The sequence below is a fragment of the Sulfitobacter brevis genome (assembly GCF_900112755.1).
GTDB classification, from domain to species: Bacteria; Pseudomonadota; Alphaproteobacteria; order Rhodobacterales; family Rhodobacteraceae; genus Sulfitobacter; species Sulfitobacter brevis.
Window position 1 is genome coordinate 129,491 of sequence record NZ_FOMW01000001.1, and the last position, 23,519, is coordinate 153,009.

A 23,519-nucleotide genomic window follows, 5' to 3' on the forward strand; every position below is an offset into this window, starting at 1 on the left:
CAGGCTCGGCGCGGCATATCATCATATAATCAAGGGGGACGATGGTGCTGTGAGAGAGGATTGAACTCTCGACCTCACCCTTACCAAGGGTGTGCTCTACCACTGAGCTACCACAGCATCGTGGCGGGTGATTAGCTGCAATCGAAATATGGTGCAACCCCAATCTGGACCCTTCTTCGCCCCTGCGCTAGACAAGCCGCATGGCAAGAGATACCGCCCCTCAAAAGCAGCCGACAGAGGCACAATTGCGCGAAGCCCGCTTAAAGGCTGCGCTCAAGACCAATATGGCCCGTCGAAAAGCGCAAACCCGCGCCCGTGACGCCGCCGTGCCCGAGGACGCAGACGACAACAAAGACAGCGGCCCCGGAAGGCCCGAACAGGAAAGTTAAAGCATATGGACACGATTCTTGTCAGGGGCGGCAACACTCTTAAGGGCCAGATCCCGATCACAGGGGCCAAAAACGCCTGTCTTGCCCTGATGCCCGCGACCTTGCTGAGCGAAGAGCCGCTTACGCTGACCAATGCGCCGCGCTTGTCGGACATCCGCACCATGACCCAACTTCTGGGCTCCCTCGGCGCTGAAGTGACCTCCCTGCAAGACGGCAAGGTTCTGGCGATGGCGAGCCACGGCCCGATCAACACCCGCGCCGAATATGACATCGTGCGTAAGATGCGCGCCTCCAATCTCGTGCTCGGCCCGCTGCTGGCGCGCGAAGGCCATGCCGAGGTTTCCCTTCCCGGTGGCTGCGCGATTGGAGCGCGCCCGATGGACATTCATGTCACCGGCCTGACAAAAATGGGCGCCGAGATTGAATTGCGCGATGGTTATCTGCATGCCAAAGCACAGGGCGGCAAGCTAAAAGGCGCGGTCATCGACTTCCCCTTCGCCTCCGTCGGCGCGACCGAAAACATCCTGATGGCGGCAACGCTGGCCAAGGGAACGACCGTCATCAACAACGCCGCACGCGAACCCGAAATTGTCGATCTGGCCGATTGCCTGCGTGCGATGGGCGCGCAAATCGACGGCGACGGCACCTCGACCATTACCATCCAAGGCGTCGACAGCCTGCACGGTGCTACGCACCGCGTCGTCACCGACCGCATCGAACTGGGCACCTATATGCTGGCCCCTGCGATTGCCGGTGGCGAAGTAGAACTGCTCGGTGGGCGCATCGATCTGCTCGAAGCTTTTTGCGAAAGGCTGGATGCGGCGGGTATTTCGGTCAGCGAAACCCCCAACGGCCTCAGCGTCAGCCGCCGGAACGGCCGGATCTCGGCTGTTGACGTGACCACGGCCCCGTTCCCCGGCTTCCCTACAGATCTACAGGCCCAGATGATGGCCCTGCTCTGCACCGCCGAAGGCACCTCGGTGCTGGAAGAGAAGATTTTCGAGAACCGTTTTATGCACGCGCCCGAACTGATCCGCATGGGCGCTGTGATTGATGTGCATGGCGGCCATGCCACGGTGACTGGCGTCAACAAGCTCAAAGGCGCGCCTGTGATGGCGACCGACCTGCGCGCCTCGGTGTCGCTGATCCTCGCCGGCCTTGCAGCCAGCGGCGAAACCAAGGTCTCGCGGGTTTACCATCTCGACCGCGGCTACGAACACGTCGTTGCAAAGCTGTCCGGCGTCGGCGCCGATATTGAACGGGTACAGGAATAATGAGCGAAGATGCACGTTTCGAAGATGGCCGTGAAAAGCCGCTAAACCTCGGGGCTCTGGACACAGACGACCTGACCGTTATCGCCTCGCTCGTACAGGATGCAGTATTTCCTGCCTCTGAAATGCGCTGGCACAGCAAGGACGCTTGCTTTGCGCTGCTGCTCAACCGCGTCCGCTGGGAAGATAACGGCAAAACCCGTCACGCGCCCGAACGCGTTCAATCCGTCTTGATGTTCAACACGGTGCGAAAAGTCGCGAGCCAAGGCGTGCCCCAAGGTGACATTGACACGATCCTGTCCCTGCTCGATATCGCTTTTGACGTTACCGATGCCCCGTCGGGCACTGTTACCCTGACACTGGCAGGCGACGGTGCAATCCGGCTGGATGTAGAAGCGCTGGAAGTTAGCCTCAAGGACGTCACCAAACCCTACGCCGCGCCCTCCAAAAAACTTCCCGATCACAACGCCTAGAGCCTATCAAGGACACCCCGATGTCGACTTCGGAAACCACCTACCTCAAAGGGCGCGCCATCGCGCGCTTGCTGGAACTCTTCGGTTGGCTGTCCTGCGGGACCGGCCTGCTCCTGATCGGCACGGGGCTTTGGTCAACCGTGGCATCACCTGCACAATTTGCAACGTTGGGTTTGCTCGGCAGCATCGCCCTTGTGGCGATTGGGATCGTCATCGCAATGACCGGCCTGATCGCCGCCCAGCAGGCGCAAACTGCCCGCGCCACGTTTCAAACCGCCCAAGACACGCGCGCCTTGCTTAACCAACATCACAAATCCAATACGACACCTGCAAAGACCCTGCGGGCCGAACCGACGCTCACCGCGGTACGCCGGTAACTCATTTTCTCTCTTTTTGGCCCTAAATATCCCCGCCGGAGGCCTGCATTCTTTACTGGAGCAACGCCCATGCCCGTTACCCTCGACGCCACCTCCGCCAACTTCGAGGCCGCCTTCACCACCTTGCTGAATGCCAAGCGCGAAGACAGCCCGGATGTGGACACCGTGGTGGCTGGCATCATCGCTGACGTCCGGTCGCGCGGCGATGCGGCGGTCATCGAACTGACCGAGAAGTTTGACCGTCTCACCCTCACCCCTGCGACCCTGCGGATCACTACCGCCGAAATCGACGCAGCAGTTGCTGCGGTCTCTGATGCAGACCGCAGCGCCATTGAGCTGGCCGCCGAGCGCATCCGTGCCTATCACGTCCGCCAAATGCCGCAGGACGCGGAGTGGACCGACCCGGATGGCGCCACGCTCGGTTGGCGCTGGAGCGCAGTCTCTGCGGCTGGCCTCTATGTCCCTGGCGGGTTGGCGAGCTACCCCTCTTCAGTCCTGATGAACGCCGTGCCAGCCAAAGTGGCGGGCGTTGAACGTCTTGCGATGGTCGTGCCCAGCCCCGATGGCGTGCTCAACCCGCTGGTCTTGCTCGCCGCGCGGATCGCGGGCGTCGATGAAATCTACCGCATCGGGGGCGCCCAGGCCGTCGCCGCACTGGCCTATGGCACCGAAACCATCGCGCCCGTCGATAAAATTACCGGCCCCGGCAATGCATTTGTCGCCGCCGCCAAACGCAGGGTATTCGGCAAGGTCGGCATCGATATGATCGCAGGACCCTCAGAAATTCTCGTCATCGCAGACGGTGACAACGACCCCGACTGGATCGCCCTTGATCTGCTTAGTCAGGCCGAGCACGACGAAAGCGCGCAATCCATCCTCATAACCACCGATCCCGCCTTTGGCAGAGCTGTCGCACAAGCCGTAGAAAAGCGCCTCGAAACACTCGAGCGTCGCGCCATTGCGGGCGCGAGCTGGCGCGACTACGGGGCCATCATTACTGTCCCCGATCTTGCCGCCGCCGCTGCCCTGTCAAACCGGATCGCCCCCGAACACCTCGAGCTTTGCGTCGCTGATCCCGATGCGCTGGCTCAAAACGTTACCCACGCTGGCGCGATTTTCTTGGGTCAGTGGACGCCCGAAGCCATCGGCGACTATGTTGGCGGCCCCAACCACGTGTTGCCCACCGCGCGATCCGCGCGCTTCTCGTCAGGGCTGTCAGTGCTCGACTTTATGAAACGCACCACGCTTGCCCGCATGTCGCCCGAGGCGCTGCGCGCCATCGGCCCCGCCGCCGAACGTCTCGCAGCTTCCGAAGGGCTGGAGGCCCACAAACTTTCTGTCACCGCGCGCCTCGACAAGCTGAACCGGTAAACCGGGCACGCATCGTCCCCACCTCCAACCTCGCGGCACCTGCATTGCCTTGCTGCACGCCCTCGCGTATTCATCACGCCACGCACTGGAACAAAGGATGCGCCTCGCATGTCCCGCATCACTCATATCGTCCTAGACGACAGCAGCCTGCCGCCGCCGACGCCGGAGATCGAGCAGGAGCGCAAGGTTGCCATGTTCGACTTGCTCGAAGATAACACCTTCGTGCTGCCCGCCCGCGACGAACGTCCGGCACCGAACGGTCCCTACCACCTCGGCCTGTCGATTCGTGACAAGCGCCTCGTCTTTGACGTGAACACCGAACAGGCCGAGAAAGCCGCCGAGTTCCACCTCTCGCTTGGGCCGTTCCGGCAGGTTGTTAAAGATTACTTTCAAATATGTGAAAGCTACTTCGAGGCGGTAAAAAAACTTCCCCCCAGCCAGATCGAAACCATCGATATGGCACGGCGCGGCATCCACAACGAGGGTTCACGGGTTTTGCAAGAACGCCTTGAAGGCAAAGCAGAAATTGACAGCGACACCGCGCGACGCCTGTTCACCCTGATCTGCGTCTTGCACTTCGGGGGTTAAGTGTCGGTGCCGCTCCCCCAATCCGTGCTTTTTTGCTGCGATCACAACGCAGTCCGGTCGCCTATGGCCGAAGGCATCATGAAAAAATTCTATGGCACCGACACATACGTGCAATCTGTCGGTGTTAAAAACGACTTAGAAATCAACGGTTTCTCCATCGCAGTCTGCGCCGAGATAGATGTCGAGCTCGCCCGCCACCGTTCGCGCAGCTTCGACGAGATGGAGCAATGGGGCGACGATCTGAGCTCCTTTGATCTGGTCATCGCACTCAGCCCGGCCAGCCAGCGCCGCGCCCTCGAACTGACGCGCTTTTTTCATCTTGAGGTTGAATACTGGCCCGTGCTTGATCCAACCGGCCTTGGCGAGAACCGCGAAGCCAACCTGACCCAATTCCGCTCCGCACGCGATCAGATCGTCAAACGCCTGATTGACCGCTTCGGTCCTCCAATCACACAGAGCGCTCCATAAAAAAGGCCCGCGAATCTCTCGCAGGCCCGCCAATTTCATTTGGCTAAGTAAACTCAATCCACCAGACGCATCACGCAACGCCGCCTGATGCACACAGGCTTCATCACATCAGGTTGCAGCACACAGCGTCGAGGCTGAATTGCCGAACTCTTTCCAGTTCAGCCAAAATGTCTCGTCGCCCGGACGGCTCGATTGCCGCGTTTCCTGAGCTTGATGCGGGTCTTTAAAGAACTTCGCACCGCGCCTCTGTTCGGAATTCGACATTGACCGGTCCGCGACTGCCTGAATACAGCCGCAGCGCGCCCGCGTCGCATCCTTGCGACCGCCAGCCATACAGGCGTTCGAGATCGGCCCCTGCGCAAAAAGCACTGCCGAACTGCCATATTTGCCACTGGGATTATACCCGCGCGACCCGCCACCACAGGCTGCCAACGCCAAAAGCGCAACACACGCCAAACCAATACGCATCATGATAACTGCCCTACTCTGATCGGACCGTGGAGGTTTTCCCCCTTTGCTGGTCCTAACTGCTTCGCCCCCAGTATGCGCCAAACCGTTTCGCAGGGCAATTCACGATCCAGTCCGGCCCGCTAAAACCCCTGTAAATGTTGCAACTGCGCAAGATATCCGCCCGCGCCACCCGCCAAGTCGCGCAAGTGTTGCGTCACTTGGCGCACCGCGTATCAAGCCACCTTGACCAAAGCCGCAAATCTCACCATATCCTGCCCTCATGATACCACTTTCACACATCCGCAATTTCTCCATCGTCGCTCACATCGACCACGGGAAATCCACGCTCGCCGACCGGCTGATCCAATCCACCCACACGGTGGCCGATCGGGACATGAAAGAGCAAATGCTCGACAGCATGGATATCGAACGCGAGCGCGGCATTACGATCAAGGCCCAGACCGTGCGGATCAACTATACCGCCGACAATGGTGAGGATTACGTCCTCAACCTCATCGACACCCCCGGTCACGTCGACTTCGCCTATGAGGTCTCCCGCTCCATGCGCGCGGTCGAAGGCTCTTTGCTGGTTGTCGACAGCACCCAAGGGGTTGAGGCGCAGACCCTCGCCAACGTCTATCACGCGCTTGATGCCGACCATGAAATCGTGCCGGTCCTGAACAAGATCGACCTGCCGGCTTCCGAGTGTGACCGCGTTGCCGAACAAATCGAGGACGTCATCGGCATCGACGCGTCCCAGGCGATCCGCGTCTCTGCCAAAACCGGCGTTGGCATCAAGGAAACGCTTGAGGCCATCGTGCACCGCCTGCCCGCCCCCAAAGGCACGCTCGACGCCCCGCTAAAGGCGATGCTGGTCGATTCGTGGTACGACAGCTACCTCGGCGTCATCGTTCTGGTCCGCATCATCGACGGGCAACTGCGCAAGAACGAGCGCATCCGCTTTATGCAAAACGGCTCGGTCCATCATGTTGACCGGATCGGCGTGTTCCGCCCCGCCATGACAGAGATCGACGTGCTTGGCCCCGGCGAGATCGGCTTCCTGACTGCCTCGATCAAGCAGGTTCGCGATACCCGCGTCGGTGATACCGTCACCCACGAAAAAAAGGGCACCGACAAAGCCCTGCCCGGCTTTAAGCCCGCACAGCCGGTGGTATTCTGTGGCCTGTTCCCCGTGGACGCCGCCGAATTCGAAGACCTGCGCGATTCCATCGAAAAACTCGCCCTCAATGACGCCTCCTTTTCCTATGAGATGGAAACTTCGGCCGCACTTGGTTTTGGCTTCCGCTGTGGTTTCCTTGGCCTGCTGCACCTTGAAGTCATCCGTGACCGGATCGAGCGTGAATACGATATCGACCTGATCACCACAGCGCCGAGCGTTATCTATGACATCCACATGAAGGATGGCTCGGTCACACAATTGCACAACCCCGCCGACATGCCCGACCTCACCTTTGTCGACCACCTCGAAGAGCCGCGCATCAAAGCGACGATTCTTGTGCCTGACGAATATCTCGGGGATGTGTTAAAACTTTGCCAAGACCGCCGTGGTATCCAGATGGACCTCACCTACGCCGGTTCGCGCGCCATGGTCGTCTATGACCTGCCGCTGAACGAGGTGGTCTTTGACTTCTACGACCGCCTGAAATCGGTGACCAAGGGCTATGCCTCATTCGACTATCAGATGATCGGCTACCGCACTGACGCGCTGGTTAAAATGTCGATCCTTGTGAACGACGAGCCTGTGGACGCGCTCTCCACCATGGTGCACCGCGACCGCGCCGAGACCCGTGGCCGCGCGATGGTCGAAAAGCTCAAGGACCTGATCCCGCGCCACATGTTCAAAATCCCGATCCAAGCGGCCATCGGCGGCAAGGTCATCGCGCGCGAGACCCTGTCTGCGATGCGCAAGGACGTGACGGCCAAGTGCTATGGCGGCGACGCCTCGCGAAAGAAGAAGCTGCTGGAGAAGCAGAAGGCCGGTAAGAAGAAGATGCGCCAGTTCGGTAGCGTGAACATTCCGCAGGAAGCGTTTATTTCCGCGCTGAAAATGGATGGGTAATGGCTGAATTTGTTGCGGATTGTCCTCGGTGTGGAGCGATACGATCAACACATGATGTGCATTCTAGCGTAACAACAGGTGTGGAATACAGGTGGAAATATTACGCTGAATTGGCGTGCATATGTCGTACCTGCCACAAGATGAGCATCCAAAGGGTGTCGAGGATTAGTTCATCAGATGAGCACTACAAGTACTTTGGCGGTGTAGGGTCTAAGAATTCAGTGGTCTCTTACGGAGGTTCTTTGAACGATATCGTTAGATTCGAAAACAATATTACTCTTAAGGATCGGGCGGGTAGGAGTGTTCCCGAACATCTGCCGCCGAGCATCGAACAAGTTATTAAAGAGGGCAATGTCGCCCTAGCGAACCGTTGTTATAATGCTGCCGCAGCGATGTATCGACTTGCGTTGGACCTAGCTACCAAGATGCAACTTCCACCGGAAGGTGATCCGAATGCTAAAATTAGGCGCAGTTTAGGGTTTCGTATAGATTGGCTTCTTAAAGAGGGAATACTACCCAAGGATTTGGAACATCTTGCGAGTTGCGTTCGTGAAGATGCGAATGACGGAGCGCATGAGGGCAACCTCGCTCAAGCCGATGCTGAAGATCTGCATGACTTCTGCTATGAGCTGATGCGCCGTCTGTACACTGAGCCAAAGCGATTAGAACTCGCTGAAGAAAGACGGAAACTCAGACGCTCCTAACTTACGCTCGTTTCGTATTTTCAGTCTCTTCCAGCCTAGGTGCGCCCAATGCCAAACCCCCTTGGGGTTTGGCAGCGCCCGAACCGCCCTCACGGGGCGGGCGCTTCGCTTTTTCCCGCCCCTCGGTTCGGGCGCGGCAGTCCTAATCAACCACACCTAATGTATCCCCGGCCCAATTCTCGCGAACTGTGCGTTCGACATTTTAAACAGTCCCCCGGACTGTTCAATCCGGTTGCGCCGGACTATGCCTCACCCCATGACATGCCCCCTCTGCGCCACCGACGCCCCGCTCATCGCCACGCCGGTCTCCGGCGGCCCTGCAGACGCCTCGGCGCCGCTTTGCGTCATTTGCGTCACGCAAATCGCCAGTGACAGCCCCGACCCCGCGCATTTCCGCGCGCTGGCCTCGACCATGTGGTCCGAAGACCCCGCCATTCAGGTGCTCGCCGCCCGCGTCTTGGCCAAGCTGCAAGAGCCTTGGGCGCGCGACCTTGCCGAACAGCTCTACCTCGACGACGAAACCCGTGTGTGGGCGGACAACGTACCGCAGCAAACCAACCATCGCGACAGCAACGGCCAGCCCCTCGTGGCGGGCGACACAGTCGTGTTGATCAAGGATCTGCCAGTCAAGGGCGGTGGCTTTACCGCCAAGCGTGGCACGGCGGTGCATCGCATCAGCCTTGTGGCCGACAACCCCGCCCATATCGAAGGACGGGTGGAGGGCCAGCGCATTGTGATCCTGACCGAGTTTGTGAAGAAACGCTGAGGTTTGGGAGGGCTAGACCGCGTGAGGGCGGTCTAGCGGGTCAGCTTTGCAGGGATGGGGCGGAGTGGTTGCCGCACGGCCCCGGGGCTTCGCCCGTTCGCCCCTCAACCGGTCCGCTGGGCCGTTTGCCGCTACGCGGGTCGGGGTTACCCCAGACGCCGCAGCAACTCCATCGACGGCTCGCCTGTTGCTGCCATCCCCAGCGAGCTTTGGTAGGCGCTGATCGCCTTGCGGCTGGCTGGACCAATCACCCCGTCGGTGCCATCGGTGTCAAACCCGCGCGCGGTCAGCTTGGATTGCAGCGCCACACGGTCCGCCTTGCTCATCCCGTATTTATCGGGTGGAAACGAGCCGCGGATCGGCCCTGCGCCCGCGATACGGTCGGACAGATGGCCCACGCCAATCGCGTAATTGTCGGAGTTGTTGTAGCGCTTGATGACGCGGAAGTTGCTGGTCACATTGAAGGTCGGCCCGCCCGCTTGCGGGGTCAGCGGCGACCCTGCGGGCGCTCCATTACCAACCTCGCCGCCCCATTTTACGCCGCGTGTCCAGCCGTTTTTCGCCAGATAAGCGGCGGTCGAGGCCAGCGCGTCCGACGGATCGTCAGACCAGATATCCCGCCGTCCGTCGCCGGTGAAATCCACTGCAAACGCCTGATAGGATGTAGGAATAAACTGGGTGTGGCCCATCGCGCCTGCCCAGGAACCGGTCATCTTGCTGGCCGAGATATCGCCGTTTTGCAAGATCTTCAGCGCCGCAATCAGCTGCTTTTCAAAGAATACCCCGCGCCGCCCGTCAAAGGCCAGTGTCGAGGTTGAGGAGACGACCGGCACATCGCCGCGCCGCTCTCCGTAATAGCTCTCCAACCCCCAGACCGCGCAGACGACCTCTGCGGCCACGCCGTAGCGGCCTTCGATCGCGTTGAGGGTGCCGCGGTGGCGGGCAAAAGCCGCGCGGCCCTTGGAGACACGCTCGTCCGAGGCGGCGATGTTGAGGTAGTCTTCGAGGGTTCGGGTGAATTCCGTCTGGTTGCGGTCACGGTCAACGACGCCGGGCAGAAAACCCGCGCCCGAAAACCCGCTGCGCAGAGTTGAATCAGAAATCCCTTGTGCTGCCGCACGTCCCTTGAAGGAAGCAACCCAAGCGTCGTAGCCCGCGTTGGCCACAGGGCGCATATCCGCGGCCGGGCCGCTAGCGCTGCCAGAGGCGCCCACGACGCCGGTGCCACCGCCTGCGCAAGCCGAGAGCCCAAGTGCGGCAAATCCTAATGTGAAATGTCGACGTGATACGGTCATGATGCCTGCCCCTGCTGGTAATTTTCTGGCATCATAGCGGAGCATAAACCGCGCGCAAAGCAGCATTAAATGCGCAGCAGACCTTTGCCGACGCGCTCTTTACTCGGCGTTATAAAGCGGCACGTTCGACATCGACATCTTAGCCGACCCATTTTGCACATCGCGGGCATGGCTGATGTAGATCAAGGTGTTGTTTTCTTTGTCAAAGATGCGTTTGACGCGCAGGGTTTTGAAGATTATCGAGCGGCGCTCGCTGAACACATCCTCACCCTCGTCGTCCATGTCGATGTCACCGACTTCGATAGGTCCCGTCTGGCGGCAGGAGATCGAGGAATTTGACGGGTCCTCAAACCAGTTACCCTTTTGCAACCGGTCGATAATGCCGCGCTCGAAATAGGCCAGATGGCAGGTGACGCCTTTTACCTTGGGATCGGCCAGTGCCTCGATCACTATGTCGTTTCCCAGCCAGTCAACATCTACATTGCCGACCACCTCCGCCCGTAGCGGGGCGGCCAGTGACAGGCCGAGGGCGAAAAGGGCGGCGCGGGGGGGAAATGTGTGCTTCATGCCAGCAAACCCGCAAGTCCCCCATCCGGTTCCCGCTTAAAAGTACACGCCCGTATCAACTGTGACATAGGCACCCCTTGTCGCAGCACGCGTGAGAACATACCATGAACGCATGAGTAAATTGAACCTACAGCAAAAACTGGCGCTGCTAAGCGATGCAGCGAAATACGACGCCTCTTGCGCGTCGTCGGGCACCACGCGCCGGAGCAGCGCGGGGGGCAAAGGCATTGGCAGCACCGAGGGGTCGGGAATCTGTCACGCTTATGCGCCGGACGGGCGTTGCATCAGCCTGCTGAAAATCCTGATGACCAATTTCTGCATCTACGACTGCGCCTATTGTATCAATCGCGTGTCCTCCAACGTCGAACGGGCGCGGTTTTCGGTCGAAGAAGTCGTGAGCCTGACCATCGAATTCTATCGGCGCAATTATATTGAAGGGCTGTTCTTGTCCTCCGGCATCATCAAATCGCCTGACCAGACGATGTCAGACATGGTGCGGATCGCGCGTGAACTGCGCGAGACCCATGATTTTCGCGGCTATATCCACCTCAAGACGATCCCCGATGCCTCGCCCGAATTGATCGAAGAGGCCGGCCTTCTGGCGGACCGTCTGTCGATGAATATTGAATTGCCGACCGATGTCGGGATAAAAAATTATGCGCCGGAAAAGAACCCCGATGAGATCCGTCGCGCGATGGGAAATGTCCGGATGCGCAAGGAAAGTGCCACGCCGACCCATCGCGGCCGCCCTGCGCCAAAATTCGCACCCGCCGGACAATCCACCCAGATGATTGTCGGGGCGGACGGGGCCAATGATGCGACCATTTTACAAAGTGCGACACGGCTATATTCATCTTACAAACTCAAGCGGGTCTATTATTCTGCCTTCTCTCCGATCCCTGATAGCGCCGCGAAACTGCCTTTGATCAAACCCCCATTGATGCGTGAACATCGGCTTTATCAGGCCGATTGGTTGATGCGGTTCTACGGCTATAACGCCGATGAAATCGCCCCCGCTGGCGATGCGGGAATGCTGGATCTGGATATTGATCCCAAGCTGGCATGGGCGCTCGCCCACCGCGAGGTCTTTCCGGTCGATGTGAACCGCGCTGGCCGCGATATGCTGCTGCGCGTGCCGGGCTTTGGCACCAAGTCGGTCTCGCGTATTTTGGCGGCGCGGCGCAATGGCACGCTGGGCTATGATGATCTGCGACGCATGGGGGCCTTGGTGAAAAAGGCACAGCCCTTCATTGTCACGCGCGATTGGCGGCCCGGTGCGATGACCGATGCCGCCAACCTGCGCGCACTGTTCGCGCCGCCGCCCGAGCAGTTGACCCTGCTATGACCTACGCTGTGCCCCTGCCCCGTCTGGGCACCTTTGATGCATGGCGCGACGCCGCACGGCGGCTGGCATCGCACGGCGTGAACGGGTCGCAGATCGAATGGCGCATGGCGGGCGACGCACCATCGCTGTTCGACGAGGCTGCCGCTTTGCCGCCGCCCACCGAATTCCCGTTGAACGTACCGCGCGACTTCCCCGCATTGGCACGACAAGTCTGCGCAAGCCGCACGGCGGGGGCGTTTTCGCTACTGTATGATCTGTTAATTCGGGTGGCCGACCGCCCGAAGCTATTGACCAATCGTGCTGATCCAAGCGTTCAGCGCGCCGAAGAGATCGCCAAAAACATCCGCCGCGACATGCACAAGATGAAAGCTTTCCTGCGGTTTCGCGAGGTCGGCAGTGCAGGGTCAGAGCGGCGGCGGTTTGTGTCGTGGTTTGAGCCCGATCACCGCATCGAAGAGAACATCGCCGGTTTTTTCACCCGCCGCTTTGCAGATATGGACTGGGCGATCATCACCCCCGAGGTGACGACCCGATTTGAGAACGGAACTTTAAGCCAGATCGCCCAACATTCCGAGCGCCCCGATCTCAGCGACGAGACCGAAGAGCTTTGGCGCACCTACTATGCAAATATTTTCAATCCGGCGCGGTTGAAGATTAAGGCAATGCAAGCCGAGATGCCCAAGAAATATTGGAAAAACCTGCCCGAAGCAGATCTCATCCCCGGTTTGATTGCCCAAGCAGAAGCCCGCACATTGGCCATGGCCGCCGCCGCACCTAGCATCGCGCCCGTTGGGGCCGCGCGGATTACCCAGCGCCTGCATGATACTCAAGTCGAGACTGCACCGGTGCGCGATGCGCTGCAAAGCTGCACGCGCTGCCCGCTCGCGGCGACAGCCACCCAAGCCGTGGCGGGCGAAGGTCCTGCCCTTGCCGCGCTAATGATTGTCGGCGAACAACCCGGCGATTTTGAAGACCTTGCGGGCCGGCCCTTCGTTGGGCCCGCGGGACAAGCCTTTGACGCGCTAGCCATCGAGGCCGGTCTCGACCGGAGCGCGGCTTACGTGACCAATGCGGTCAAGCACTTCAAATTCCAGCCCCGTGGTAAGCGGCGCATCCACCAAAGCCCGAATGCTTCGGAGGTGCAGCATTGCCGCTGGTGGCTGACCCGTGAGATCGCCGAGGTGCAGCCCGCGTTGATGCTCGCGCTGGGGGCGACAGCGGCGCTGGCGCTCACGGGGGATGGCAGCAAGATTACCGCACGTCGCGGCACGGTTGAACGCGGTCTTGACGGCAGACCAGTGCTTATCACTTACCATCCGGCGTTTTTGCTGCGCCAACAAGGTGATGCCGAGCGTACCAAGCAAACCGCGCTGATGCGCGCCGATCTTGCATTGGCTGCCGAGATGCTGGCGCAGATTGAAAGTATCTGACCCACTTCGCATATTTAGACGCCCCCTCTTTAGGGGGGCTTGGACCTGTGTCAGAAATGGGTGTACCACTCAAATCTGCACACGGTTGCAAATACCGCTTGCCGATCACCGCGCGCGCGCTAGCTAATTCGGAATTGTGGCCTGTGCGAAATGTACCCGCCTAAGAATTGAGTACCAGATGAATCAAAGTCTTCCGGTGGACAAGTCGACGCAAGGAAATGCAGAATTTCTCTTAGGCACCCACGACTTTCAGGCCGACATCGAGATCATCTCGGGCAGCGACTTCATCGGCACCGTGCTCGAAACTATCATGCTGGCAACCGACATGCGCTTTGCCGCTGTGGCGCGGGTGACGGCCGACCGCTGGGTCACCTGCCGCAGTGTCGACGAGGTGAACTTCGGGTTGGTCCAAGGCGACGAGATCGAAATTGAATCGACGTTTTGCGAAACCGTGCGCGTTACCGGCGAGCGGGTGATGTTCAATAATGTCGCCACCGATGATCAGTTCCGTAACCACCCTATTGCTGCGAAATTCGGCATCGTAAGCTATGCCTCGATCCCGATCTATCGCGGCGATGGCAGCTTTTTCGGGACCCTCTGCGCCATTGATACCGAACCACGCGAAGTAAAACATCCGCGCGTGGTTGCGATGCTGGAGATGTTTGCCAATTTGATCGGCCAAAGCCTTGAGACCGAGGAGCAACTTGCTGCACAAGAGCAGCTCGTCCTGCAAGAGCGTGAATTGACGAAAATTCAGGAAGAGTTTGTCGCCGTTTTAGGCCACGACCTGCGCAACCCGGTGGCGGCGATTGGTGCGGGATTGCGGCAGTTGGCCAAAGAACCGCAATCGGAAAAATCGGAACTTATCTTGCCTTTGATGCGGTCATCGCTGCGCCGCGTGAGCGAGCTTGTCGATAACATTATGATGCACGCAAAATCGCGGTTGGGCGGCGGTATCCGCGTGAACATGACCGAAGAAGCGCCTTTGGCAGAAGCCCTGATACAGGTTGTCGATGAAATACGTATCTCTGCCCCACAGCAAGAGATCACCTTGTCGCTCGATATTAACCAACCGGTTCAATGTGACGCCGACAGGCTGGCGCAAGCGATGTCTAACTTGATCTCGAACGCCCTCAACCACGGCACCCCCGGCATGCCGGTTCATGTTCTTGGCACCTGCACAGTGCGAGAGTTGACCATCGCGGTCTCCAACAGCGGCGAGATGCTGCAAGAAGATTTGGAGCGAGATCTTTTCCGGCCCTTCCAACGTGGTCAAACGACCAAGAGCGAAGGCTTGGGATTGGGGTTGTTTATCGCCTCTTCTATCGCGCGGTCGCATAACGGCACGATTGAGGTGTCCTCGCAGAATGGCATGATCACCTTCGCGCTGAAGATACCGCGCATCGCACAGTAAGGGGCGAAAACGGAACCAAGGGTGTCGGATCACATCAGCCGTTAAACGGAGAGTGCCAAAGTAGCTGTGCAAAAGATCCTTCACCGCTGCACTGACGGTTTTGGCATCGGCGTCGGGCCGCTGTTTGATTGGCAATCTAATCATCGGGCGATTTTCGGTCATCGACGTGCGCCTATCGACGCCTTTGGGGGCCGCCTTCAGCATGATATGGCCGCTCTCGCACACTTACGGACCACGCTGATTCAGAATTGCCAGCGAGGCGGCCAGTGCCGCCACCCTAAACCGCCTTTAACCCGCTAATTTGGGCTAGCATGCGGCGATGGCGCCGAGGCGGCAGGCCCTGAACCCCGGAAACTATCAAGGCTTTTTTCACAATTTCAAGTTCATCGATATGGTGCGATTGTTGCGCCGCAAGGCAAAACACAGGGGGTGCAGATATCTTAAATTTCCAGAGCAATACGCCATGAGCATTGCAAGCAATCAAAGTACGAATGGTCACAGCGACCCGTTGTCGTTGCGCGTCCGGATTTACCTTCGCAAAACTGCGGGGTCAGCAACCCCGATCACCTATCAGGCTCTTGCCGCCGCCTTAAGCCTTTCGCCGCCAAATACCATTCAGCAACTTACGGACGCTTTGGAGAAACTGATACATGAGGATGCCGAAGCTTCCCGCCCGCTGATTGCAGCGCTCGTAGTCAGCAAGGCGCGGGGCGGATTGCCAGCACCGGGATTTTTCGACTGCGCTCGGCAGATGGGGCGCTTTGATGGAGATGCCTCAGGGCCTGAGGCATCAATTTTTCATAGCAAAGAGTTTGTGGAAGCCGTCGATTTTTGGCGCATGGCCGAAGCGCAGCACGAAACGGACGGCTAACCCGCACGGCTTCCAATCAAACATTTTGTACGACTAAGCCACACGCCTCTTTTTACAAATTTCCTGCGAGCCCAAATATTGACCCTGTTTCACCCAAACGACCTCAATATTTCTTCCCAAGGTCTTTCGCAGCGGTTTCTGCCAATGCGATGAGAGCGTCATAAAACTGGACGTAGTGTCCGAGGCGCTTGTGCGCTCCCTCATTTTTGGGATCAACCTCGGCGACGCTGTTATCAATTTCAGCTTTGGCCTTTTTCAAGCCGACAGCGACGTTATCCAACATCTCCGGAAACGGCTTATCGACGAGTTGAAAGAAATCTTGCCTCTGTCCGGGACGGCCGATGCGCTTGATAAGGCCACGTTCTTCCAAAATGCGTGTCGCAGAACTGATGCTTGCCTTACTGACCTGCAGCGCCTCGACGATCTCACCAAATGAACGGACCTCGCCGTCGAACAGAAACATTCCGAAAACCCGCCCGGCAATGCGCGGCAAGCCGTCAGACTGCGAGATCAGCCCGACTTTTTCGATAAATTCCTCACGGACCTCTGCTTGGTTTCGAAGTGCCAATTGTTTAACTCCTAGCTGTTAGGTTTTCTTAAACGTTCCTAAATCAGCCGTTAGATTAATTCGAGCCGATCTCCTGCAAACCGGTGCTGACAGTGCCTTTGCTAGTTTCCAGAATTTCGGCCATATTCTGTGCAGAAGGGGCAGTCCCATCCAAAATCAACAACCCCAGAATGCGGCCAAAGATGCGGCGCAGGCCAAAGGCTTGCACCACAAGGTCCACCATTTCGATGAATTCTGAACGCTGTTCGAGGGCTTGGGGTGACATAAAAAACTCCTTCGTTGGCAAACGTATAAGTTAAGACGGTTTGTTCAGTCAATACCGAACAAACGGGTTTACCGATACAATTACGGTGTATAGATGACATCAACCTGCCCTCCGAAAGGGTCGGACCGCTATCTTGGAGAGACGTGATGAACAGTTTTGAGCAGAGCCGGAAACTCGCCCCCCGCGCAAAAGCGGCGCCTTGGCATGTGCCGGTGGCGCTGCTCGTGGCGGCACTGCTTGCTGGCGCGCCAGTCTATTCTGAAACGCCGACGCCGGTTAAGGCTCAGGTGAAAGTGCCGACTGTCACGGTCGCTCCGGTGAAAATGGCCGAGATCATTGGTCAGGTTTTCGTTTCGGGCACATTGGTCGCGCGTGACGAGATACTTGTCTATCCGCAGGTCAGCGGCTTCACCATCGACAGCCTGACCAAAAGAGTTGGAGAGACTGTGGCCGCGGGGGATGTACTGGCGACATTGGCGACGCGAAACCTGACCGTTCTGGTAACGCAGGCGCAAGCCGAGGTTACACGGGTCGAGGCCAGCATTCGTCAAGCGCAAAGCCAGATCAACACTGCACAGGCAGGGCTGACCCAAGCCGAAGCGCAGCTTGCGCGGAATGCCCAGCTGAAGAATCGTGGTGTCGGCACACAGGCAAATCTCGATGACGCAACTGCGGCGGCTGCCACAGCACGCGCTGCGTTCTCGTCAGCGACCGACGGTTTGGCGCTCGCACAGGCGCAACGCGATCAGGTGCAGGCGCAGCTGGATCTTGCCATGCTCAACCTTGACCATGCACAGATCACCGCCCCTGCGGCAGGCATCGTATCGGCGCGCAACGGGCAGCTCGGCGAAATCGCTTCGTCCGGGGGCGAGCCGATCTATCGCATCATCGCTGATGGCGCGGTTGATGTTGAGCTTGAGATTATTGAATCCGCGCTCGGTGCCGTTTCGGTCGGGGACCCCGTCACCTTGGACATTGCAAGTGTTGGCACCGTAACAGGCAGCGTTCTGCGCATTTCACCGACTGTGGACAGGGTGAACCGGCTGGCAATCGTCACGGTAGAAGTCTCCTCCGAAAGCCAACTCAGGCCAGGTCTGTTTGCGAACGGCACGATTGAAACTGCGCGTCGCACCAGCCTCACGGTGCCCACCGAAGCGATCCTGAACGATAGCGGAGACACATATGTGCTGCGTGTGAAGGAGGGTGTGATCGAACGCAGTCCCGTCACTGCTGGATTGATCTGGGAAGACTACCGCGAGATTATCGATGGCCTTTCGGAAAATGACATGGTGATCGCGCGTGCGGGTGCCTTCTTTATCGACGGGGACACGGTGAACACGATCACCGAAGACCAAAAGACTTCATCACCAGCAGTGACCGCCGGGAAGGATGCAGGCCAATGAATATGTCCACTTGGGCAATCCGTAGCCCTGTTCCCTCGCTCGCGCTATTTCTGGTGCTCTGCATCGTCGGTATTGTTAGCTTCTTCTCGCTGCCCGTCACGCAGATGCCCAATATCGACATCCCTATCGTCACAGTCAGCGTCAGCCAGCCCGGGGCCGCGCCATCCGAGGTCTCCACCCAGATCGTACAGCCTATTGAAAGTGCTGTTTCCGATGTTTCGGGGGTGAACCACGTGACGGCAACCGCGCAGGACGGCTATGCCAGCATCACTGTTGAATTTGCCATTGAGACCGACACAGACCGTGCGCTGAACGATATCAAAGATGCCGTCGCCGCCGTGCGGGGCGAGTTGCCAGACAGCGCGCTTGAACCACAGGTGCAGCGGGTTGATGTCACAGGACAATCGATCCTGACCTATGCGGTCAGCGACCCGACCAAATCTATCGAAGAGCTTTCCTATTTCGTCGACGAAGTCGCTGCGCGTGAAATCAGCGGCGTCGAAGGTGTCGGCAAGGTCACCCGCATCGGGGGCGCGGAACGTGCAATCGAGGTCAATCTCGATCCAGTGCTTTTGCTTGCCTTGGGACTGACGGCCTCTGATGTGAACAACCAATTGCGCCAGGTCAATGTAGATATGGGCGGTGGCTCGGGCGATTTGGCGGGTCAGCAGTTTTCCATTCGTGCTTTGGGCTCTGTCTCAACCATTAAGGAACTGGCGGCGATACCAATCACGCTTGCCTCGGGCCGCACGGTGCGGCTGGATGATCTGGGAACAGTGAGTGACGGCGCGGTTGATCCGGCAACATTTGCGATGTTTGACGGCCAGCCGGTCGTGGCATTCGGCGTGTTTCGGGCCAGCGGCAAAAGCGATCTGGTGGCGGGTGATAACGCCAAAGAGGTCATCGCCGAGCTTTCAGAAACCTATCCCGGCGTGACCTTTTCGTTGATCGACGATGCGACGATCTATACCGAAGGCAACTACCACTCGGCGATGGACACGCTCTATGAGGGTGCGGCTCTGGCAATTATCGTGGTCTTTCTTTTTCTAAAAAACTGGCGGGCAACAATCATCACGGCGGTTGCATTGCCACTGTCGATCATTCCGACGTTCATCGTGATGAATTACCTCGGGTTTTCGCTCAACACAGTGTCTTTGCTAGGCATAACATTGGTCACCGGCATTCTGGTTGATGATGCTATTGTCGAGATTGAAAACATCGTCAGACATATCCAGATGGGCAAGCCGGCGTACGAGGCGACCGAGGAGGCCGCCTCCGAAATCGGCATGACCGTTATTGCAATCAGCTTCACCATCGTAGCGGTCTTTGTGCCTGTCAGCTTCATGTCAGGTATCGCTGGGCAGTTCTTCAAGCAATTTGGTTTGACTGTTGCTGTTGCTGTGCTGTTCTCGTTGCTGGTGGCACGCCTGATCACACCGATGATGGCCGCATATTTCCTGCGCGACGGCATTGAACCCGAGGAGGAGCATGACGGCCTCATCATGCGCGGCTATATGTCGATCCTGCGGTGGACCCTGCGCAACCGGACAATCACCCTGCTGCTGGGTGTCGGTATCTTCGCAGCCTCGATCTTTTCGGCTACGCTTTTGCCGACAGAGTTTGTGCCGCCTGCAGATACCGGACGCACAAATATCTCGCTGGAGCTGCCTCCGGGATCAAGCATGGATGACACCCGCGCCGCTGCGCGTGCGGTCACCGAAATCGTGCAGGACATTCCCGAAGTGGCAAATGTTTTCGTCAACGGCAGTTCAGATACTAAAGCCAATATTGTCGTTAATCTGGGGCAAAAGGGGAATCGTGAGCGCAGCTCCTTCGTTATTCAGGACCAGATCGACGACCTGCTGGCCGACTTTCCCGATGTACGGCTGACCGTGCTGAATGACAGCGGCGCCCGCGACATCGCCATGAGCGTTCTGGGGGACACCGAAGAAGATGCCGCAGCAGCGGCGCGCGATCTCGCGGCAGCTATGAATACCCTCCCAGAGGTATCGGGCGCCTCAACATCATCGGCGCTGAGCCGGCCCGAAATCCAGATCACGCCCAAGGCAAAACTGGCTGCTGAAATGGGCGTTACCGCAGCGGCACTGGCCAACACCATCCGCATCGCCACCATCGGCGACAGCGGTGCAAATGTCGCGCAGTTCAACACTGGCACCCGTCAGATCCCTATTCTGGTCCGGCTATCTGAAAACGTCCGAAACGACTTGACCAAAATGGGCGGCCTGCGCATTCCCAGCACCACGGGCGCCCCCGTGCCGCTTGGCGCGGTCGCCGATGTAGCCTTGGCGACCGGGGCGAGCTCCATTGAGCGATATGACCGCCAGTTCCGCACAACTGTAGAAGCCGATTTGGCAGGCGGAGCGCTTTTGGGAGAGGCGACCACTGCAATTAACATGCTCCCGATCGCCCAGAAGATGCCGGAGGGTACGGAAATACAAAGCGCGGGCGATGCCGAAGTGATGGGCGATATCTTTACCCAGTTCGGCCTCGCCATGGGGGCTGGTATCTTGCTGGTCTACGTCGTGCTGGTGCTGTTGTTCTCCAGCTTTGTGACGCCGATCACCATCCTGCTCTCGTTGCCGCTTGCCATTGGCGGGGCGATCTTCGCGCTCTACATCTACGGGTCGGGCATCGGGTTGTCGGTGATCATCGGCTTCCTGATGCTAATGGGAATTGTCACTAAAAACGCCATCATGCTGGTTGAATTTGCACTCGAAGCCATGTCGGGAGGGGTTGATAAAGCATCCGCCATGCTCGACGCTTGCCACAAGCGGGCGCGCCCGATCATCATGACGACAATCGCCATGACCGCGGGAATGGTCCCTTCAGCGCTTGCCGTCGGGACAGGCGGGGAGTTTCGCGCGCCCATGGCCGTGGCTGTGATCGGCGGGTTGCTCTTGTCGACCGTGCTGTCGCTGCTGTTCGTGCCGTCCCTGTTCAGCGTGGTGAACAGCCTCAAAACACGCGCACGCAGCATGTTGGTCAATACCTTCGGAGCCAATCAACCATCGGCAAAGGTAGCGGAATGAGCCTTGCAAAGGGGCAGGCTCTTGCGCAAATTCGCGCTGTGAGTCGACTTCCACACGCCTTTTAACCTTAAAACCAAATCCTTCTGATCAATGACCCTACGCAAACTGACGCGACCCAAGCACCTTAAAGCACCTAAGTGCTTGGGCATTGCGACGCTTTGCTGGTACAGTCGATCAAATTTTTGCTAAGCAGGCTGGACAACCAATGAGCGCGATTGAAAAACACAACGTCCGCACCGCGGGTTCAGGTGAACGCGTAATGCTCTTTGCACATGGATTTGGCTGCGATCAAACCATGTGGCGTCACGTAGCGCCGCGATTTGAAAATACTTTCAAGGTTGCCACGTTTGACTACGTTGGCGCAGGCGGTTCTGACACCAGCGCTTACGACGCGGATAAGTACGCCACACTTGAAGGATATGCCGCAGATATCGTCGAAGTTGGTGACGAGCTTGGCATTCAGGGCGGGATATTCGTCGGACACTCGGTCAGTGCGATGATCGGCGCGCTTGCCGCATTACAAAGACCTGCGATGTTCAGCAAACTTGTGATGGTCGGCCCCTCCCCGCGCTATATCGACGACACGGACTATGTCGGCGGGTTCAGTGGCGACGATATTGAAGACCTTCTGGTCTCGCTAAAGGACAATCCGCTGGCTTGGTCTGCCTCGATGGGTCCTGCGATCGTTGGCAATCCGGACCGGCCAGAGTTCGGCGAAGAGCTGGCGGAAAGTTTCTGCAAGCTTGATCCGGAAATTGCCTACGGCTTTGCCCGCGCAACGTTCACTTCGGACAATCGGGCCGACCTGCCCAAAATTACCGCAAACACCCTCATACTGCAGTGTCGTGATGACATCATCGCATCACAGCAGGTGGGTGAATATGTCCGTGATCACATCCCCAAGAGTAAGATGGTGATGCTGGATGCCTCAGGGCATTGCCCAAATCTCACGGCCCCCGATCAAGTCAGCGCCGCGATCCGCGACTTCGTTTAGTGTCAAACTCGACGGAGTTTTCATTGGTGAGCCAAGGTTTAGACACCGCGCCCTGCGGTTATCTCACGTATGACGAAAAGGGGCGTATCCTTGAAACGAACGGTAGGTTGCGAGACTGGCTGGAAACGACATCCGATGAGCTAAAAGGTTCGCACGTAACACAAATTTTCAGTATGGCCGGTCGAATTGTGTTCGAAACCAGCATCGCGCCCCTATTGACCCTTAAGGGGAGCGTTGATGGCGCCAGCCTTGATCTGCGTGCGACGAACGGCACGAAAATTCCGGTTTTGCTCAGCGCCGAATGCACCGGTTCTGGCTCAGAGCGCGTGACCACGCTCGTCCTTCTGCAGGCGGACGCGCGCCGCCATTTTGAGCGAGAGCTTGCGACCGCGCGCGCCGAAGCCCAAGCCGAATTGTCGATGAAGCAACGCGAGGGTGAGCTGCGCGAGCAGTTCATCGCAATTCTGGGCCATGATCTGCGCAATCCGCTGGCATCGATCTCATCTGCCGCGCGTATGTTATCGAGCGAACCCCTCAGCGATCGTGGCAAAGAAATCATTAGGCTGACACAGGGTAGCGTTCAACGCATGTCGCTGTTGATCTCCAATGTCCTTGATTTCACGCGCAATCGCCTTGGGGCTGGCATCGAATTGGACCTCTCTGATGGCAAGGAGCTGGAGCGCGAGATCAGGCAGGTCGTGGAGGAGCTTCGATCTGCACATCCAGAGCGCGAAATTCAATTGGAGATTTCGAAACAGGAAAGCGTCCGTTGCGATGTGTGGCGTGTTGGGCAACTCTTGTCGAACTTACTAGGGAATGCGCTAACATATGGGGATCGGGCGCAACCGATCCAAGTGGTTTGTAGCACTCTCAACGACGGCGCTCTCGAACTCAGCGTCCGGAATGGCGGCAAACCAATTCCGCCGTCAGCGATGGAGCGGCTCTTCGATCCGTTTGTCCGCAGCACAAATCATGACGACCCGAGGGGCTTGGGCCTTGGGCTTCACATCGCTTCTGAAATCGCCAAAACCCATGGCGGTAGCTTGGATGTCTCATCCAATGCTGAGCGAACGGTGTTTACCTTCCGATTGCCAAATCGCTGACAGAACAATTTCGATTAGCCCGAAATCTCAATGATCCGCGATAAGCTCGGAGCCGTCTTACGGCGATGTCGCGCAAGGCACCCTGACACGCCATTAGCCGCGCAATCTCTCGGAAACTCCACCGTGCAGTGTGTTTCCCTGGTGAACGACTGCAAAGCTAACCATGCGTCAGTCACACCATCGTTGGTTGCGCCGACGACAAGAGGTATGCTCTGTACCATTGGTTACTACTTCGCCTTTTTTTTTGGGACGAGGTGTTTTTCTGCCCAACCCGCCG

At 58.3% G+C, this 23,519-nt stretch carries 23 protein-coding genes and 1 tRNA gene; 18 read left to right on the forward strand and 6 right to left on the reverse strand.

The genetic code is table 11. The annotated features are described in order from the left end of the window. Positions 1 to 42: 42 nt before the first annotated feature. Positions 43 to 117: transfer RNA gene (locus BM174_RS00675), tRNA-Thr, on the reverse strand. An 83-nt stretch (positions 118 to 200) separates the two neighbouring features. Here BM174_RS00675 and BM174_RS00680 point away from each other — a divergent pair. From BM174_RS00680 to BM174_RS00710, 7 genes are all read left to right on the forward strand, one after another. Next, a complete protein-coding gene (locus BM174_RS00680) occupies positions 201 to 389 on the forward strand; it encodes a hypothetical protein (protein ID WP_093921903.1) in 189 nt (62 codons plus the stop codon). 5 nt (positions 390 to 394) lie between these two features. Beyond that, positions 395 to 1,663, forward strand: coding sequence for a UDP-N-acetylglucosamine 1-carboxyvinyltransferase (murA, locus tag BM174_RS00685; protein ID WP_093921904.1), 1,269 nt, complete (start codon positions 395 to 397; stop codon positions 1,661 to 1,663). After that, a complete protein-coding gene (locus BM174_RS00690) occupies positions 1,663 to 2,133 on the forward strand; it encodes a DUF2948 family protein (protein WP_093921905.1) in 471 nt (156 codons plus the stop codon). Before murA ends, BM174_RS00690 begins: the two co-directional genes overlap by 1 nt. 20 nt (positions 2,134 to 2,153) lie before the next feature. Beyond that, positions 2,154 to 2,510 (forward strand): hypothetical protein, encoded by a 357-nt coding sequence (locus BM174_RS00695; RefSeq protein WP_093921906.1) that lies wholly within the window; start codon positions 2,154 to 2,156, stop codon positions 2,508 to 2,510. Between the two features lie 69 nt (positions 2,511 to 2,579). Then, the gene (hisD, locus tag BM174_RS00700) at positions 2,580 to 3,881 is read left to right on the forward strand and encodes a histidinol dehydrogenase (protein ID WP_093921907.1); all 1,302 of its coding nucleotides are present in this window, start codon (positions 2,580 to 2,582) and stop codon (positions 3,879 to 3,881) included. Positions 3,882 to 3,989: 108 nt separating this feature from the next. Further along, positions 3,990 to 4,469, forward strand: coding sequence for a UPF0262 family protein (locus BM174_RS00705; protein ID WP_093921908.1), 480 nt, complete (start codon positions 3,990 to 3,992; stop codon positions 4,467 to 4,469). Beyond that, positions 4,470 to 4,937: an arsenate-mycothiol transferase ArsC gene (locus BM174_RS00710; protein ID WP_093921909.1), complete on the forward strand. Its 468-nt coding sequence runs from the start codon at positions 4,470 to 4,472 to the stop codon at positions 4,935 to 4,937. 108 nt (positions 4,938 to 5,045) lie between these two features. On the opposite strand, the gene BM174_RS00715 is transcribed toward BM174_RS00710, so the two are convergent. Then, entirely contained in the window at positions 5,046 to 5,408 is a 363-nt protein-coding gene (locus tag BM174_RS00715; RefSeq protein WP_177209378.1) for a hypothetical protein, read from the reverse strand. A gap of 259 nt (positions 5,409 to 5,667) precedes the next feature. On the opposite strand from BM174_RS00715, the gene lepA reads away from it, so the two are divergent. The 3 genes from lepA to BM174_RS00730 all read left to right on the forward strand — a co-directional run bounded on the left by lepA (position 5,668) and on the right by BM174_RS00730 (position 8,937). Then, a complete protein-coding gene (gene lepA / locus BM174_RS00720; protein ID WP_093921910.1) occupies positions 5,668 to 7,467 on the forward strand; it encodes a translation elongation factor 4 in 1,800 nt (599 codons plus the stop codon). Between the two features lie 242 nt (positions 7,468 to 7,709). After that, on the forward strand, positions 7,710 to 8,171 hold the full coding sequence (locus BM174_RS00725; protein WP_218152910.1) for a DUF4145 domain-containing protein: 462 nt from the start codon (positions 7,710 to 7,712) through the stop codon (positions 8,169 to 8,171). Between the two features lie 256 nt (positions 8,172 to 8,427). Then, positions 8,428 to 8,937 carry an alkylphosphonate utilization protein gene (locus tag BM174_RS00730; protein ID WP_093921912.1) on the forward strand — a complete coding sequence of 170 codons (510 nt, stop codon included), beginning with the start codon at positions 8,428 to 8,430 and terminating at the stop codon, positions 8,935 to 8,937. A gap of 146 nt (positions 8,938 to 9,083) precedes the next feature. Here the strand turns inward: BM174_RS00730 and BM174_RS00735 are convergent, their stop codons facing one another. Next, positions 9,084 to 10,232, reverse strand: a complete 1,149-nt coding sequence (locus BM174_RS00735) for a lytic murein transglycosylase (RefSeq protein WP_093922230.1) — start codon at positions 10,230 to 10,232, stop codon at positions 9,084 to 9,086. Between the two features lie 99 nt (positions 10,233 to 10,331). After that, a complete protein-coding gene (locus BM174_RS00740; protein ID WP_093921913.1) occupies positions 10,332 to 10,799 on the reverse strand; it encodes a CreA family protein in 468 nt (155 codons plus the stop codon). Positions 10,800 to 10,911: 112 nt separating this feature from the next. Between BM174_RS00740 and BM174_RS00745 the strand changes: the two genes are divergently transcribed. From BM174_RS00745 to BM174_RS00760, 4 genes are all read left to right on the forward strand, one after another. Continuing rightward, on the forward strand, positions 10,912 to 12,144 hold the full coding sequence (locus tag BM174_RS00745) for a putative DNA modification/repair radical SAM protein (RefSeq protein WP_093921914.1): 1,233 nt from the start codon (positions 10,912 to 10,914) through the stop codon (positions 12,142 to 12,144). Beyond that, positions 12,141 to 13,574, forward strand: coding sequence for a UdgX family uracil-DNA binding protein (locus BM174_RS00750; protein ID WP_093921915.1), 1,434 nt, complete (start codon positions 12,141 to 12,143; stop codon positions 13,572 to 13,574). Before BM174_RS00745 ends, BM174_RS00750 begins: the two co-directional genes overlap by 4 nt. Before the next feature lie 178 nt (positions 13,575 to 13,752). Then, a complete protein-coding gene (locus BM174_RS00755; RefSeq protein ID WP_093921916.1) occupies positions 13,753 to 14,988 on the forward strand; it encodes a GAF domain-containing sensor histidine kinase in 1,236 nt (411 codons plus the stop codon). Positions 14,989 to 15,307: 319 nt separating this feature from the next. Continuing rightward, positions 15,308 to 15,859, forward strand: a complete 552-nt coding sequence (locus tag BM174_RS00760) for a hypothetical protein (RefSeq protein WP_245766221.1) — start codon at positions 15,308 to 15,310, stop codon at positions 15,857 to 15,859. Between the two features lie 103 nt (positions 15,860 to 15,962). On the opposite strand, the gene BM174_RS00765 is transcribed toward BM174_RS00760, so the two are convergent. Both BM174_RS00765 and BM174_RS00770 read right to left on the reverse strand, forming a co-directional pair. Next, positions 15,963 to 16,427 carry a GbsR/MarR family transcriptional regulator gene (locus BM174_RS00765; protein WP_093921917.1) on the reverse strand — a complete coding sequence of 155 codons (465 nt, stop codon included), beginning with the start codon at positions 16,425 to 16,427 and terminating at the stop codon, positions 15,963 to 15,965. A 55-nt stretch (positions 16,428 to 16,482) separates the two neighbouring features. After that, positions 16,483 to 16,692 (reverse strand): hypothetical protein, encoded by a 210-nt coding sequence (locus tag BM174_RS00770; protein WP_093921918.1) that lies wholly within the window; start codon positions 16,690 to 16,692, stop codon positions 16,483 to 16,485. Between the two features lie 146 nt (positions 16,693 to 16,838). On the opposite strand from BM174_RS00770, the gene BM174_RS00775 reads away from it, so the two are divergent. The 4 genes from BM174_RS00775 (at position 16,839) to BM174_RS00790 (ending at position 23,242) form a co-directional block, all read left to right on the forward strand. Continuing rightward, positions 16,839 to 18,095, forward strand: coding sequence for an efflux RND transporter periplasmic adaptor subunit (locus tag BM174_RS00775; protein WP_093921919.1), 1,257 nt, complete (start codon positions 16,839 to 16,841; stop codon positions 18,093 to 18,095). Beyond that, complete coding sequence (locus tag BM174_RS00780; protein ID WP_093921920.1) at positions 18,092 to 21,145, forward strand: efflux RND transporter permease subunit; 3,054 nt, start codon at positions 18,092 to 18,094, stop codon at positions 21,143 to 21,145. Before BM174_RS00775 ends, BM174_RS00780 begins: the two co-directional genes overlap by 4 nt. 205 nt (positions 21,146 to 21,350) lie before the next feature. Continuing rightward, entirely contained in the window at positions 21,351 to 22,139 is a 789-nt protein-coding gene (locus BM174_RS00785) for an alpha/beta fold hydrolase (protein WP_093921921.1), read from the forward strand. 26 nt (positions 22,140 to 22,165) lie between these two features. Then, positions 22,166 to 23,242: a PAS domain-containing sensor histidine kinase gene (locus BM174_RS00790; RefSeq protein WP_143092404.1), complete on the forward strand. Its 1,077-nt coding sequence runs from the start codon at positions 22,166 to 22,168 to the stop codon at positions 23,240 to 23,242. Positions 23,243 to 23,519 lie beyond the last annotated feature (277 nt).

Coding starts and splice junctions, on each gene's coding strand:
- BM174_RS00760 (WP_245766221.1), top strand. CDS start 15,308: ATGGCGCCGAGGCGGCAGGCCCTGAACCCCGGAAACTATCAAGGCTTT.
- BM174_RS00695 (WP_093921906.1), top strand. CDS start 2,154: ATGTCGACTTCGGAAACCACCTACCTCAAAGGGCGCGCCATCGCGCGC.
- murA (WP_093921904.1), top strand. CDS start 395: ATGGACACGATTCTTGTCAGGGGCGGCAACACTCTTAAGGGCCAGATC.
- BM174_RS00750 (WP_093921915.1), top strand. CDS start 12,141: ATGACCTACGCTGTGCCCCTGCCCCGTCTGGGCACCTTTGATGCATGG.
- BM174_RS00770 (WP_093921918.1), bottom strand. CDS start 16,692: ATGTCACCCCAAGCCCTCGAACAGCGTTCAGAATTCATCGAAATGGTG.
- lepA (WP_093921910.1), top strand. CDS start 5,668: ATGATACCACTTTCACACATCCGCAATTTCTCCATCGTCGCTCACATC.
- BM174_RS00780 (WP_093921920.1), top strand. CDS start 18,092: ATGAATATGTCCACTTGGGCAATCCGTAGCCCTGTTCCCTCGCTCGCG.
- BM174_RS00740 (WP_093921913.1), bottom strand. CDS start 10,799: ATGAAGCACACATTTCCCCCCCGCGCCGCCCTTTTCGCCCTCGGCCTG.
- BM174_RS00745 (WP_093921914.1), top strand. CDS start 10,912: ATGAGTAAATTGAACCTACAGCAAAAACTGGCGCTGCTAAGCGATGCA.
- BM174_RS00785 (WP_093921921.1), top strand. CDS start 21,351: ATGAGCGCGATTGAAAAACACAACGTCCGCACCGCGGGTTCAGGTGAA.
- BM174_RS00775 (WP_093921919.1), top strand. CDS start 16,839: ATGAACAGTTTTGAGCAGAGCCGGAAACTCGCCCCCCGCGCAAAAGCG.
- BM174_RS00715 (WP_177209378.1), bottom strand. CDS start 5,408: ATGATGCGTATTGGTTTGGCGTGTGTTGCGCTTTTGGCGTTGGCAGCC.
- BM174_RS00690 (WP_093921905.1), top strand. CDS start 1,663: ATGAGCGAAGATGCACGTTTCGAAGATGGCCGTGAAAAGCCGCTAAAC.
- BM174_RS00735 (WP_093922230.1), bottom strand. CDS start 10,232: ATGACCGTATCACGTCGACATTTCACATTAGGATTTGCCGCACTTGGG.
- BM174_RS00730 (WP_093921912.1), top strand. CDS start 8,428: ATGACATGCCCCCTCTGCGCCACCGACGCCCCGCTCATCGCCACGCCG.
- hisD (WP_093921907.1), top strand. CDS start 2,580: ATGCCCGTTACCCTCGACGCCACCTCCGCCAACTTCGAGGCCGCCTTC.
- BM174_RS00755 (WP_093921916.1), top strand. CDS start 13,753: ATGAATCAAAGTCTTCCGGTGGACAAGTCGACGCAAGGAAATGCAGAA.
- BM174_RS00705 (WP_093921908.1), top strand. CDS start 3,990: ATGTCCCGCATCACTCATATCGTCCTAGACGACAGCAGCCTGCCGCCG.
- BM174_RS00680 (WP_093921903.1), top strand. CDS start 201: ATGGCAAGAGATACCGCCCCTCAAAAGCAGCCGACAGAGGCACAATTG.